A 16,413-nucleotide genomic window follows, 5' to 3' on the forward strand; every position below is an offset into this window, starting at 1 on the left:
ATGAGCACTGTAGTAGCCATCGTCAAAAGCATTGTTGGCCAAGTCATTGCGGTATCCCCAGAAGGCATCCGCCGCGTGCTCATAGAAGGCGACCGCCTGTACGCAGGCGAGCAGGTGCTGACCGGTGTGGGGGGAGCCATCACCCTGCAGCTGACTGATGGGCGCTATCTGGACCTGGGCCGCGACAGCCAGTGGAGCGCCGGCACGCCAGACAGCAGCACCGACATGTGCATGGCCACTGCCCAGGCGGCGCCGTCGGTGGAGCAGTTGCAGCAGGCGATCCAGGCGGGTGTCGACCCGACTACGGCACTGGAAGCGACGGCAGCGGGCCCGACATCTTCTGGCAGCGGCAGTGGCGCGCTCGGTGGCGGGCACAGTTTCGTCATGCTTGAGGAAACTGCAGCGCGGGTCGACCCCACAATCGGCTACCAGACCGGGCCGCTGAATTTCAGTGAGGGCCTGCGCTTCGAGCAGTTCGCCGGCCTGGACACCACCGTGGCTGCAGACACGGGCACGGCCGTGACATTGAGCGCAACGCCGTCGATCAGCGAGAACGGCGGCACCATCGTCTATGTGGCAACGGTTGGCCAGGCCCCGCTCAGCGAACTGAGCGTGACTTTGTCCAATGGTGCCGTGATCGTGATCGCCGCCGGGCAGACCAGTGGCTCGGTGAATGTCGCGGTACCCGCCAACGACACGGTGTACATCGATGGCCGGGAGCTCTCGGTGAACATCACCGGCACCAGCGGAGGCGGCCTCCCCGTCAGCATCGACGGCACCCCGGCCAGCACCCGTGTGGTCGATAGCATCGACACCACCACCGCCACCCTCAGCGCCAGCACAACAGTGGCCGAAGGCGGAGCGATCATCTACACCGTGACCCTGAGCAACCCGGCGCAGACCGCCGTCACGGTCAGCCTGTCCAATGGCCAGGTCATCAGCATTGCAGCGGGCCAGACCAGCGGCAGCGTGGCGCTGCAGACGGCCAGTGATGTGTACAAGGGCACGAGCACGCTCAGCGCCAGCATCACGTCCGTGACCGGAGGTAACTTCGAGCACCTGGAGGCCAACCCTGCCCCCGTTCTGACGGTAATCAGCGACTCGGCCGATATCACCACGGTTACCCTGACGGGCACCCCTTCGGTGAGCGAAAGCGGCACCATCGTGTACACCGCCAGCCTCTCGGCACCGGTCACCGGCACGCCAGTGGTAGTGACCCTGGCCAACGGCCAGACCATCACCGTGGCAGTGGGCCAAAGCGTCGGCTCGGTCAGCGTGCCGGTGGGCAACGATGTGTATCAGGGTGAGGGGCACATCAATAACAGCATCAGTGCGGTCAGCGGTGGCAACTTCGAAAACCTGGTCGCCAACCCGACCCCGGTCAGCACCTCGATCACCGATGCGCAGGACACCACCACGGTGACCCTGAGCGCGACCCCGAGCGTGACCGAGGGTGGCCAGATCATCTACACCGCGACCCTCAGCAACCCCGGCCAGACCGCCGTCACTGTGACCCTGAGCAGCGGCCAGACCATCACCATCGCGGCCAACCAGACGTCCGGCAGCATCAGCGTGGCCGCACCGGGTGACGATCGCTACGTCGACGGCGGGCTGGTCAGCGCGCGCATCACCAGTGCCAGCGGCGGCAACTTCGAGAACCTGGCGATCAACAGCACGCCGGCGGCAACCACGATCACTGATACCCTCGACACTTCGACCGTGACGCTCAGCGCGACGCCTTCGGTGGCCGAGGGCGGCACCATCGTCTACACCGCCACCGTGAATGCGCCGGTGACCGGTTCACCCTTGCTCATCACCTTGGCCAACGGGCAGACCATCACCATCGCGGTCGGCCAGAGCGCCGGCACAGCCACAGGAACCGCCAGCAACGACGTGTACCAAGGGCACGCCCCGGTGACCAACAGCATTGCCGGGGTCAGTGGCGGCAACTACGAGAACCTGGTGGCCAACCCTGCGCCGGTCAGCACCAGCGTGACCGACGTGCAGGACAGCGTGCGGGCAACCTTGAGCGCGACGCCTTCGGTGGCCGAGGGTGGAAGCATTGTCTACACCGTGACCCTCGACGCGCCGGTGACGGGGGCTCCGGTGGTGGTCACCCTCAGCAATGGGCAGACCATCAGCATCGCCATCGGGCAAAGCGTCGGCACGGCCACGGCCACGGTGAGCGACGAGCCCTACCAGGGGCATGCATCGATCAGCAACAGCATCGCCGACATCAGCGGCGGCAGCTTCGAAAACCTGATTGCGGACCAGGCGCCGGTCAGTACCCGTGTGACCAATGTGCCGGAAAGCATCGACCTGTCGTTGACCGCAACCCCCAACGTCGCCGAGGGCGGCACCATCGTCTACACCGTGACCGTCAATGCACCAGTGACTGGCGCGCCGCTGGTCGTCAGCCTGGCCAATGGCCAGACCGTCACCATCCCGGTCGGGCAAAGTTCGGGAACGGTCACTGCAGCTGTGGATAACGACGCCTACCAAGGGCATGCGCCGATCGACAACAGCATCACCGGGTTCAGCGGGGGGAACTACGAAAACCTGGTCGCCAATACGGCCACAGTCAGCACCACCGTCAGCGATGTGCAGGACACCACCACGGTAACACTGGCCGCCACAGCGTCCGAGACCGAAGGCGGGACCATCCTCTACACCGCCACGGTCGGTGCCCCCGTCACCGACAGCCCGGTCGTGGTCACTCTGACTAACGGCCAGACCATCACCATCCCAATCGGTCAGAGTTCCGGCACTGCCACGGGCTCCGTGACCAACGACGTCTATCAGGGCCACGCTGCCGTCACCAACAGCATCAGTAACGTCACCGGCGGCAATTACGAGAACCTTGTAGCGGACAAGACCCAGGTCAGCACCAGCGTCACTGACGTTCAGGACACCACTACCGTATCGCTGTCGGCCACGCCGTCCGTGGCTGAAGGTGGCCAGATCGTTTACACCGCGACCCTGACCAATGCCGCGCAGTCGGCGGTGACTGTTACCCTGAGCAATGGCCAGAGCATCACCATCGCTGCCAACCAGACCTCCGGCAGTATCACTGTTGCGGCACCAGCCGACGATCCATACCTCGACGCCGGTCAGGTCAGCACTCGAATTACCAGCGCTTCGGGCGGTAATTTCGAGAATCTGGCGATCAACAGCACGCCAGCGGTGACTAATATTTCCGACACGGTCGATACTTCGACCGTGAGCCTGACTGCCACCCCATCGGTGGCCGAAGGCGGCACCATCGTCTACACCGCCACGGTGACGGCCCCCGTCACCGGCTCTGCCGTGGTGGTGACATTGGCCAACGGCCAGACCATCACCATCCCGGTCGGCCAGAGCTCTAGCACCGCAACCGGCGCCGTAACCAACGATGTCTATCAGGGCCATGCCGCCGTCACCAACAGCATCAGCAATGTCTCCGGCGGTAACTACGAAAACCTGGTAGCCGACAAAAACCCAGTCAGCACCAGCGTCACTGACGTTCAGGACACCACTACCGTGTCGCTGTCGGCGACGCCAAGCGTGGCCGAGGGTGGCCAGATTGTGTACACCGCCACGCTGACCAATGCCGCGCAATCCGCAGTGACCGTCTCCCTGAGCAATGGTCAAAGCATCACCATCGCTGCCAACCAGACCTCCGGCAGCATCGCCGTTGCGGCGCCAACTGATGATACATACCTCGACGCCGGCCAGGTCAGTGCACGCATCACCAATGCATCCGGTGGCAACTTCGAGAATCTGGCGGTCAACAGTACACCTGCGGTGACCAATGTCACCGACACCATTGATACCTCGACCGTAAGCCTGACGGCCACGCCATCGGTGGCCGAAGGCGGCACCATCGTCTACACCGCCACGGTGACGGCGCCGGTCACTGGCTCTGCCGTGGTGGTGAACCTGGCCAACGGCCAGACCATCACCATTCCGGTCGGGCAAAGTTCCGGTACCGCAACGGCGGCGGTCAGCAACGACGTCTACCAAGGCCACGCTGCCGTCACCAACAGCATCAGTGATGTCACGGGTGGCAATTACGAGAATCTGGTAGCTGACAAAACTCAGGTCAGCACCAGCGTTACCGATGTACAGGACACCACCACAGTCACGCTGACCGCCACGCCGTCGGTAGCCGAAGGCGGGACCATCCTCTACACCGCCACAGTGGGTGCGCCAGTCACCGGCAGCCCGGTCGTGGTCACCCTGACCAACGGGCAGACCATCACCATCCCGGTCGGCCAGAGTTCCGGTACCGCTGCGTGCGCTGTCAGCAACGACGTCTATCAGGGCCACGCTGCCGTCACCAACAGCATCAGCAACGTCACCGGCGGCAATTACGAGAATCTGGTCGCCGACAAGTCCCAGGTAAGTACCAGCGTCACAGACGTTCAGGACACCACTACCGTCTCTCTGTCGGCCACGCCGTCCGTGGCTGAAGGTGGCCAGATCGTGTACACCGCGACTCTGACCAACGCCGCACAAACCGCCGTGACGGTCACGCTGAGCAATGGTCAGAGCATCACCATCGCTGCCAACCAAACCTCCGGCAGCATCACCGTGGCCGCGCCTGCCGATGATCCATACCTCGATGCCGGCCAGGTCAGCGCACGCATCACCAATGCATCGGGGGGTAACTTCGAAAACCTGGCGGTCAATTCCACTCCCGCGGTGACCAACGTTACCGACACGCTCGACACCTCGACCGTGAGCCTGACCGCCACCCCATCGGTGGCCGAAGGCGGCACCATTATCTACACCGCCACGGTAACGGCCCCCGTCACAGGCTCCGCCGTCGTGGTGACCCTGGCTAACGGCCAGACCATCACAATCCCGGTCGGGCAGAGTTCCGGTACCGCTACGGCTGACGTATCCAACGACGTTTACCAAGGCCATCCCGCTGTCAGCAACAGCATCAGTAATGTGTCGGGCGGCAACTACGAGAACTTGGTGGCGAACAAGGCGGCAGTCAGCACCACAGTGACCGATACTCAAGACACCACCACCGTCACGCTGACCGCCACGCCTTCCGTAGCCGAAGGCGGCACCATTCTCTACACCGCCACCGTAGGGGCGCCAGTCACTGGCAGCCCGGTCGTGGTCAGCCTGGCTAACGGCCAGACCATTACCATCCCAGTCGGGCAGAGCTCTGGCACCGCTACCGGCGCCGTCACCAACGATGTCTATCAGGGCCACGCTGCCGTCACCAACAGCATCACCGATGTCAGCGGGGGCAATTACGAGCACCTGGTGGCCGACAAGACCCAGGTAAGCACCAGCGTCACCGATGTGACCGACACCACCACCGTCACCCTGACCGCCACACCATCGATGGCCGAAGGCGGTACCATCCTCTACACCGCCACGGTCGGCTCCCCGGTCACCGGCAGCCCGGTCGTGGTCACCCTGACCAACGGCCAAACCATCACCATCCCGGTCGGGCAGAGCTCTGGCACTGCAACCGGTGCCGTGACCAACGACGTCTACCAGGGTCACGCTGCCGTCACCAACAGCATCAGCAACGTCACCGGGGGCAATTACGAGAACCTGGTGGCCGACAAGACTCAGGTCAGCACCTCGGTCACGGACGTACACGACACCACCACCGTGTCGCTGTCGGCTACGCCGAGCGTGGCCGAGGGTGGGCAGATCGTTTACACCGCCACGCTGACCAATGCCGCGCAGTCGGCGGTAACCGTCACGCTCAGCAACGGCCAGAGCATCACCATCGCCGCCAACCAGTCCTCCGGCAGCATCACTGTGGCCGCGCCAGCCGATGATCCATACCTTGATGCTGGCCAGGTCAGTGCGCGCATCACCAATGCATCCGGTGGCAATTTCGAGAATCTGGCGGTCAACAGCACGCCGGCGGTGACCAATGTCTCCGACACGGTCGACACCTCGACCGTGAGCCTGACGGCTACCCCATCGGTGGCCGAAGGCGGCACCATCGTCTACACCGCCGCCGTGACGGCCCCCGTCACCGGTTCCGCGGTCGTGGTGACTCTGGCTAACGGCCAGACCATCACCATCCCGGTAGGGCAAAGTTCAGGCACGGCCACGGCTGCCGTGTCCAATGACGTCTATCAGGGGCATCCGGCCGTCTCCAACAGCATCAGCAACGTGTCAGGCGGCAACTACGAAAACCTGGTGGCGAACAAGGCGGCCGTCAGCACCACGGTGACCGATGTCCAAGACAGCACCACTGTCACGCTGACGGCCACACCATCCGTGTCCGAGGGCGGGACCATCCTCTACACCGCCACCGTCGGCGCCCCTGTCACCGGTAGCGCGGTGGTGGTCACCTTGACCAATGGCCAGTCCATTACCATCCCGGTCGGTCAGAGTTCTGGCACCGCTACCGGTGCGGTGAGCAATGACGTCTACCAGGGCCACGCTGCCGTCATCAACAGCATCAGCAATGTCACCGGCGGCAATTACGAGAATCTGGTCGCCGACAAGTCCCAGGTCAGCACCTCGGTCACGGACGCACAGGACACCACCACCGTGTCGCTGTCGGCGACACCCAGCGTGGCCGAAGGCGGCCAGATCGTGTACACCGCGACTCTGACCAACGCCGCACAAACCGCCGTGACGGTCACGCTGAGCAATGGTCAGAGCATCACCATCGCTGCCAACCAAACCTCCGGCAGCATCACCGTGGCCGCGCCTGCCGATGATCCATACCTCGATGCCGGCCAGGTCAGCGCACGCATCACCAATGCATCGGGGGGTAACTTCGAAAACCTGGCGGTCAACAGCACCCCAGCGGTGACCAATGTCACCGACACGGTCGACACTTCGACCGTGAGCCTGACGGCCACGCCATCTGTGGCCGAAGGTGGCACCATCGTCTACACCGCCGCCGTGACGGCCCCTGTCACTGGCTCCGCCGTAGTCGTGACCCTGGCCAACGGCCAGACCATCACCATTCCGGTCGGGCAAAGTTCCGGTACCGCAACGGCGACGGTCAACAACGACGTCTACCAAGGCCACGCTGCTATCACCAACAGCATCAACAACGTCACCGGCGGCAATTACGAAAATCTGGTAGCCGACAAGAAGGCCGTCAGCACCACCGTCACCGATGTGCAGGACACCACAACTGTCAGCCTGACCGCCACGCCAAGCGTGGCCGAAGGCGGCCAGATCGTTTACACCGCCACGCTGACCAATGCCGCGCAGTCGGCAGTAACTGTCACGCTCAGTAATGGCCAGAGCATCACTATCGCCGCCAACCAGACCTCCGGCAGCATCACCGTTGCGGCACCAGCCGATGATCCGTACCTCGATGCCGGCCAGGTCAGCGCACGCATTACCAGTGCTTCGGGTGGCAACTTCGAGAATCTGGCGATCAACAGCACCTCAGCGGTGACCAATGTCACCGATACCGTCGACACTTCGACCGTGAGCCTTACGGCCACGCCATCTGTGGCCGAAGGTGGCACCATCGTCTACACCGCCACGGTAACGGCCCCCGTCACAGGCTCCGCGGTAGTGGTGACCCTGGCTAACGGCCAAACCATCACAATCCCGGTCGGGCAAAGTTCTGGCACCGCAACCGGCGCCGTAACCAACGATGTCTATCAGGGCCATGCCGCCGTCACCAACAGCATCAGCAGCGTCACCGGCGGCAATTACGAGAACCTGGTGGCCGACAAATCCCAGGTCAGCACCAGCGTCACTGACGTTCAGGACACCACTACCGTGTCGCTGTCGGCCACGCCGTCCGTGGCTGAAGGTGGCCAGATCGTTTACACCGCGACCCTGACCAATGCCGCGCAGTCGGCGGTGACTGTTACCCTGAGCAATGGCCAGAGCATCACCATCGCTGCCAACCAGACCTCCGGCAGTATCACTGTTGCGGCACCAGCCGATGATCCCTACCTAGACGCCGGCCAGATCAGCGCACGCATTACCGGTGCTTCAGGCGGCAACTTCGAGAATCTGGCGGTCAACAGCACGCCGGCGGTGACCAATGTCACCGATACCGTTGACACTTCGACCGTGAGCCTGACGGCCACGCCATCGGTGGCCGAAGGCGGAACCATCATCTACACCGCAACCGTGACGGCCCCTGTTACCGGTACTCCGGTCGTGATTACCCTTGCCAATGGGCAAACCATCACCATCCCGGTCGGGCAGAGCTCTGGCACTGCAACCGGTGCGGTGAGCAACGATGTCTATCAGGGCCACGCCGCTGTCACCAACAGCATCAGCAATGTCACGGGTGGCAATTACGAGAACCTGGTGGCCGACAAGACCCAGGTCAGCACCAGCGTTACTGACGTTCAGGACACCACCACCGTGTCGCTGTCGGCGACCCCGAGCGTGGCCGAAGGTGGCCAGATCGTGTACACCGCGACTCTGACCAACGCCGCACAAACCGCCGTGACGGTCACGCTGAGCAACGGCCAGAGCATCACCATTGCCGCCAACCAGACCTCCGGCAGTATCACTGTTGCGGCACCATCCGATGATCCATACCTAGACGCCGGCCAGGTCAGCACACGTATTACCGGTGCTTCAGGCGGCAACTTCGAGAATCTGGCGGTCAACAGCACGCCGGCGGTGACCAATGTCAACGATACCGTCGACACTTCGACCGTGAGCCTCACAGCCACGCCATCGGTGGCCGAAGGCGGCACCATCATCTACACCGCAACCGTGACGGCCCCTGTTACCGGTACTCCGGTCGTGGTCACCCTTGCCAATGGGCAAACCATCACCATCCCGGTCGGCCAGAGCTCCGGCACCGCAACCGGTGCGGTGAGTAACGACGCCTACCAAGGCCACGCTGCCGTCACCAACAGCATCACCGATGTCAGCGGGGGCAATTACGAGCACCTGGTGGCTGACAAGACCCAGGTCAGCACCAGCGTCACCGATGTGACCGACACCACCACCGTCACCCTGACCGCCACACCATCGATGGCCGAAGGCGGTACCATCCTCTACACCGCCACGGTCGGCTCCCCGGTCACCGGCAGCCCGGTCGTGGTCACCCTGACCAACGGCCAAACCATCACCATCCCGGTCGGGCAGAGCTCTGGCACTGCAACCGGTGCCGTGACCAACGACGTCTACCAGGGCCACGCCGCCGTCACCAACAGCATCAGCAACGTCACCGGGGGCAATTACGAGAACCTGGTGGCCGACAAGACTCAGGTCAGCACCTCGGTCACGGACGTACACGACACCACCACCGTGTCGCTGTCGGCTACTCCGAGCGTGGCCGAAGGTGGCCAGATCGTTTACACCGCGACCCTGACCAATGCCGCGCAGTCGGCGGTAACCGTCACGCTCAGCAACGGCCAGAGCATCACCATTGCCGCCAACCAGACCTCCGGCAGCATCACCGTTGCCGCGCCCGCCGATGATCCATACCTCGACGCCGGCCAGGTCAGTGCGCGAATTACCAGTGCTTCGGGCGGTAATTTCGAAAATCTGGCGGTCAACAGCACGCCTGCGGTGACCAGTATCTCGGACACGGTCGACACTTCGACCGTGAGCCTGACGGCTACCCCATCCGTGGCCGAGGGCGGCACCATCGTCTACACCGCAACCGTGACGGCGCCGGTCAATGGTTCCGCAGTCGTGGTGAACCTGGCCAACGGGCAGAGCATCACCATTCCAGTCGGGCAAAGCTCCGGTACCGCTACGGCTATCGTGTCCAACGATGTCTACGAGGGCCATCCGGCTGTCAGCAACAGCATCAGTAACGTGTCGGGCGGCAACTATGAAAGCCTGGTCGCGAACAAGGCGCCGGTCAGCACTACGGTGACCGATGTTCAGGACACCACCTCCGTCACCCTGACTGCCACACCAAGCGTGGCCGAAGGCGGGACCATCCTCTATACCGCCACAGTGGATGCGCCCGTCACCGGCAGCCCGGTCGTGGTCACCCTGACCAACGGGCAGACCATCACTATCCCGGTCGGTCAGAGCTCCGGCACCGCAACCGGTGCGGCATCCAACGATGTCTACCAAGGCCACGCCGCCGTCACCAACAGCATCAGCAATGTCACGGGTGGCAATTACGAGAACCTGGTGGCCGACAAATCCCAGGTCAGCACCAGCGTTACTGACGTTCAGGACACCACTACCGTCTCGCTGTCAGCCACGCCGTCGGTGGCCGAAGGCGGCCAGATCGTTTACACCGCCACCCTGACCAATGCCGCGCAGTCGGCGGTAACGGTCACGCTCAACAATGGCCAGAGCATCACCATCGCTGCCAACCAGACCTCCGGCAGCATTACCGTGGCCGCCCCCGCCGATGATCCCTACCTCGATGCCGGCCAGGTCAGTGCGCGCATCACCAATGCATCCGGCGGCAATTTCGAGAATCTGGCGATCAACAGTGCGCCTGCAGTGACCAACGTCACCGACACCGTCGATACCTCGACCCTGAGCCTGACGGCCACGCCATCGGTGGCCGAAGGCGGCACCATTGTCTATACCGCCACCGTGACGGCGCCTGTCACTGGTTCCGCAGTCGTGGTGAACCTGGCCAATGGACAGACCATCACTATTCCGGTGGGCCAGAGCGCCGGTACCGTCACTGAGGTCGTCAGCAACGACGTCTACCAGGGCCATCCGGCTGTCAGCAACAGCATCAGCAATGTGTCGGGCGGCAACTATGAAAACCTGGTAGCCGACAAAACCCAGGTCAGTACCAGCGTTACTGATGTGCAGGACACCACAACGGTCACACTGACCGCCACGCCATCCGTGGCCGAGGGCGGGACCATCCTCTACACCGCAAACGTTGGAGCGCCAGTCACTGGTAGCCCGGTCGTGGTCAGCCTGGCCAATGGGCAGACCATCACCATCCCGGTCGGGCAGAGTTCAGGCACCGCTAACGGTGCGGTGTCCAACGACGTCTATCAGGGTCACGCTGCCGTCACCAACAGCATCAGCAATGTCTCGGGCGGCAACTACGAGAACCTGGTGGCAAATACGGCCACCGTCAGCACCACAGTTACCGATGTGCAGGACACCACAACGGTCACACTGACCGCCACGCCGTCCGTGGCCGAGGGCGGGACCATCCTCTACACCGCCACCGTCGGGGCACCGGTCACCGGCAGCCCGGTGGTGGTCACCTTGACTAACGGCCAGACCATCACCATCCCGGTCGGCCAGAGTTCCGGCACCGCTACGGGCGCGGTGAGCAATGACGTCTACCAGGGCCACGCTGCTGTCACCAACAGCATCAGCAATGTCACCGGCGGCAATTACGAGAATCTGGTCGCCGACAAGTCCCAGGTCAGCACCTCGGTCACGGACGCACAGGACACCACCACCGTGTCGCTGTCGGCTTCGCCGAGCGTGGCCGAAGGTGGGCAGATCGTTTACACCGCCACCCTGACCAATGCCGCGCAGTCGGCGGTAACCGTCACGCTCAGCAATGGTCAGAGCATCATCATCGCCGTCAACCAGACTTCCGGCAGCATTACCGTGGCCGCGCCTGCCGATGATCCGTACCTCGATGCCGGCCAGATCAGTGCGCGTATAACCAATGCATCCGGCGGCAATTTCGAGAATCTGGCGATCAACAGTGCGTCGGCGGTGACCAATGTCACCGACACGGTCGACACCTCGACCGTGAACCTGACTGCCACGCCATCGGTGGCCGAAGGCGGCACCATCGTCTACACCGCCACCGTGACGGCCCCTGTAACTGGCTCCGCCGTAATCGTGACCTTGGCCAACGGCCAGACCATCACTATCCCGGTCGGCCAAAGTTCCGGCACCGCCACGGCTGCCGTGTCCAATGACGTCTACCAGGGCCATCCGGCTGTCACCAACAGCATCAGTAATGTGTCGGGCGGCAACTACGAGAACTTGGTGGCGAACAAGGCGGCCGTCAGTACCACGGTGACCGATGTTCAGGACACCACCACCGTTACCCTGACCGCCACACCTTCCGTAGCCGAAGGCGGCACCATTCTCTACACCGCCACAGTGGGCGCACCAGTCACCGGCAGCCCGGTCATGGTCACCCTGGCCAACGGCCAGACCATCACTATCCCGGTCGGACAGAGTTCCGGCACCGCGACCGGTGCGGTGAGCAACGACGTCTACCAGGGCCACGCTGCTGTCACCAACAGCATCAGCAATGTCTCCGGCGGCAATTACGAGAATCTGGTGGCCGACAAGACCCAAGTCAGCACCAGCGTCACTGATGTGCAGGACACCACCACCGTCACGCTGACCGCCACCCCTTCCGTGGCCGAAGGCGGGACCATCCTCTACACCGCCACCGTTGGTGCGCCGGTCACCGGCAACCCGGTCGTGGTCACCCTGGCCAATGGGCAAACCATCACCATTCCGGTCGGACAGAGCTCCGGTAGTGCAACCGGTGCGGTGAGCAACGACGTCTACCAAGGCCACGCTGCTGTCACCAACAGCATCAGCAATGTCACCGGTGGCAATTACGAGAACCTGGTGGCCGACAAGACCCAGGTCAGCACCTCGGTCACGGACGTACAGGACACCACCACCGTGTCGCTGTCGGCTACGCCGAGCGTGGCCGAAGGCGGCCAGATCGTTTACACCGCCACCCTGACCAATGCCGCGCAAACTGCGGTGACTGTCACCCTGAGCAATGGTCAGACCATCACCATCGCTGCCAACCAGACCTCCGGCAGCATCACCGTGGCCGCGCCAGCCGATGATCCCTACCTCGATGCCGGTCAGGTCAGCGCACGCATCACCAGTGCTTCGGGTGGCAACTTCGAAAATCTGGCGGTCAACAGCACGCCTGCGGTGACCAACGTCACCGACACGCTAGACACCTCGACCGTGAGCCTGACGGCCACGCCATCGGTGGCCGAGGGCGGCACCATCGTCTACACCGCGACGGTAACGGCCCCAGTCACAGGCTCTGCCGTGGTGGTGACATTGGCCAACGGCCAGACCATCACCATTCCGGTCGGGCAAAGTTCCGGCACCGCCACGGCTGCCGTGTCCAATGACGTCTACCAGGGGCACCCTGCCGTCACCAACAGCATCTCCAACGTCAGTGGCGGCAATTATGAAAACCTGGTCGCGAACAAGACGGCAGTCATCACCAGCGTCACCGATGTGCAGGACACCACCACCGTCACGCTGACCGCCACGCCTTCCGTAACCGAAGGCGGCACCATTGTCTACACCGCCACAGTGACGGCACCTGTTACCGGTTCCGCAGTCGTGGTGAACCTGGCCAACGGCCAGACCATCACTATCCCGGTCGGCCAGAGCTCTGGCACCGCCACGGGCGCCGTCAGCAACGACGTCTATCAGGGCCATGCCCCGGTTACCAACAGCATCAGCAACGTGTCCGGTGGTAATTACGAGAATCTGGTGGTTGACAAGACCGAGGTCAGCACCAGCGTCACTGATGTGCAAGACACCACCATCGTCACACTGACGGCTACACCATCCGTGTCCGAGGGTGGGACCATCCTCTACACCGCCACCGTCGGGGCACCGGTCACCGGCAGCCCGGTCGTGGTCACCCTGACCAACGGGCAGACCATCACCATCGAGGTCGGACAGAGTTCCGGAACCGCCACGGGCTCCGTGACCAACGACGTTTATCAGGGCCACGCTGCCGTCACCAACAGCATCAGCAATGTCACCGGTGGCAATTACGAGAATCTGGTGGCCGACAAGACCCAGGTCAGCACCAGCGTCACTGATGTGCAGGACACCACCACCGTCACGCTGACCGCCACACCATCGGTGGCCGAAGGCGGCACCATCCTCTACACCGCCACCGTCGGCGACCCGGTCACCGGCAGCCCGGTGGTGGTCACCCTGGCCAATGGGCAGACCATCACCATTGCAGTCGGTCAAAGCTCGGGCACCGCCACCGAAGCTCTCAGCAATGATGTTTACCAGGGCCACGCTGCCGTCACCAACAGCATCAGCAACGTAACCGGTGGCAATTACGAGAACCTGGTGGCCGACAAGTCTCAGGTCAGCACCAGCGTCACCGATGTTCAGGACACCACCAGCGTCACACTGACTGCCACACCATCGGTGGCCGAAGGCGAGACCATCCTCTACACCGCCACTGTGGGTGCGCCAGTCACCGGCAGCCCAGTCGTGGTCACCCTTGCCAATGGGCAAACCATCACCATCCCGGTCGGCCAGAGCTCTGGCACCGCAACCGGTACGGTGAGCAACGACGTCTACGAGGGCCATGCTGCCGTCACCAATAGCATCAGCAATGTCACCGGCGGCAATTACGAAAATCTGGTGGCCGACAAGACCCAGGTCAGCACCTCGGTCACGGACGTACAGGACACCACCACCGTATCGCTGTCGGCTACTCCTAGCGTGGCCGAGGGTGGCCAGATCGTTTACACCGCCACCCTGACCAATGCCGCGCAAACCGCCGTGACCGTCACCCTGAGCAATGGTCAAAGCATCACCATCGCTGCCAACCAGACCTCCGGCAGCATTACCGTGGCCGCGCCGGCCAATGATCCGTACCTCGATGCCGGCCAGGTCAGTGCCCGCATCACTAATGCATCGGGTGGCAACTTCGAAAACCTGGCGGTCAATTCCACTCCCGCGGTGAGCAACGTTACCGACACTGCCGATACCTCGACCGTGAGCCTAACGGCCACGCCATCGGTGGCCGAAGGCGGCACCATCGTCTACACCGCGACAGTGACGGCCCCCGTCACAGGCTCTGACGTGGTAGTGACATTGGCCAACGGGCAGACCATCACCATCCCGGTCGGCCAGAGCTCTGGCACTGCGACCGGTGCGGTGAGCAACGACATCTACGAGGGCCATGCCGCCGTCACCAACAGCATCAGCAATGTCACCGGTGGCAATTACGAGAACCTGGTGGCCGACAAGACCCAGGTCAGCACCTCGGTCACGGACGTACAAGACACCACTACCGTCTCGCTGTCGGCTTCGCCGAGCGTGGCCGAGGGCGGCCAGATCGTTTACACCGCCACCCTGACCAATGCCGCGCAGTCGGCGGTAACCGTCACGCTCAGCAACGGCCAGAGCATCACTATCGCCGCCAACCAGACCTCCGGCAGCATCACCGTGGCCGCGCCAGCCGATGATCCTTACCTCGATGCCGGCCAGGTCAGCACTCGAATTACCAGTGCCTCCGGCGGCAATTTCGAGAATCTGGCGGTCAACAGCACGCCTGCGGTGACCAACGTCACCGACACTGTCGATACATCGACCGTGAGCCTGACCGCCACGCCGTCTGTGGCCGAAGGCGGCACCATCATCTACACCGCCACCGTGACCGCCCCCGTCACAGGCTCTGCCGTAGTCGTGACCCTGGCCAACGGCCAGACCATCACCATTCCAGTCGGCCAGAGCTCCGGCACTGCAACCGGTGCGGTGAGCGACGACGTCTATCAGGGCCACGCTGCCGTCACCAACAGCATCAGCAATGTCACCGGTGGCAATTACGAGAATCTGGTGGCCGACAAGACCCAGGTCAGCACCAGCGTCACTGATGTGCAGGACACCACGACGGTCACGCTGACCGCCACACCATCGGTGGCCGAAGGCGGCATCATCCTCTACACCGCCACGGTCGGCGCCCCGGTCACCGGCAACCCGGTGGTCGTCACCTTGGCCAACGGGCAAACCATCACCATCCCGGTCGGCCAGAGTTCTGGCACCGCAACCGGTGCGGTGAGCAACGACGTCTACCAGGGCCACGCTGCCGTCACCAACAGCATCAGCAATGTCACGGGTGGCAATTACGAAAACCTGGTCGCGGACAAGACGGCTGTCAGCACCAGCGTCACCGATGTGCAGGACACCACGACGGTCACGCTGACCGCCACGCCGTCTGTGGCCGAAGGCGGGACCATCATCTACACCGCCACCGTGACCGCCCCCGTCACAGGCTCTGCCGTAGTCGTGACCCTGGCCAACGGCCAGACCATCACCATTCCGGTCGGGCAAAGTTCCGGCACCGCAACAGCGGCGGTCAGCAACGACGTTTACCAAGGCCATCCCGCTATCAGCAACAGCATATCCAGTGTCAGCGGGGGCAATTACGAGAGCTTGGTGGCTGACAAGACTCAGGTCAGCACCAGCGTCACTGATGTGCAGGACACCACCACCGTCACGCTGACTGCCACGCCTTCGGTAGCCGAGGGCGGGACCATCCTCTACACCGCCACCGTCGGCGACCCGGTCACCGGCAGCCCGGTGGTGGTCACCCTGGCTAATGGCCAGACCATCACCATCCCGGTCGGCCAGAGCTCCGGCACCGCAACCGGATCTGCCAGCAATGATGTCTACCAGGGTCACGCTGCCGTCACCAACAGCATCTCCAATGTCAGCGGGGGCAATTACGAGAATCTGGTAGCTGACAAGACTCAGGTCAGCACAAGCGTCACTGATGTGCAGGACACC

The 16,413-nt window shown here is 63.2% G+C and carries 1 protein-coding gene (only partly in view); it reads left to right on the plus strand.

Annotation, left to right across the window (positions count from 1 at the left end; genetic code table 11):
• Nucleotides 1-16,413, plus strand: partial view of an immunoglobulin-like domain-containing protein gene (locus ACIPW4_RS26515; RefSeq protein ID WP_400663449.1) — the 5' portion only. 12,471 nt of this gene lie beyond the right edge of the window; the window shows 16,413 of its 28,884 coding nt (coding positions 1-16,413); its start codon is at nt 1-3; its stop codon lies beyond the right edge, outside the window.

It is taken from the genome of Pseudomonas sp. NPDC089996 (genome assembly GCF_044748405.1).
GTDB lineage: Bacteria > Pseudomonadota > Gammaproteobacteria > Pseudomonadales > Pseudomonadaceae > Aquipseudomonas.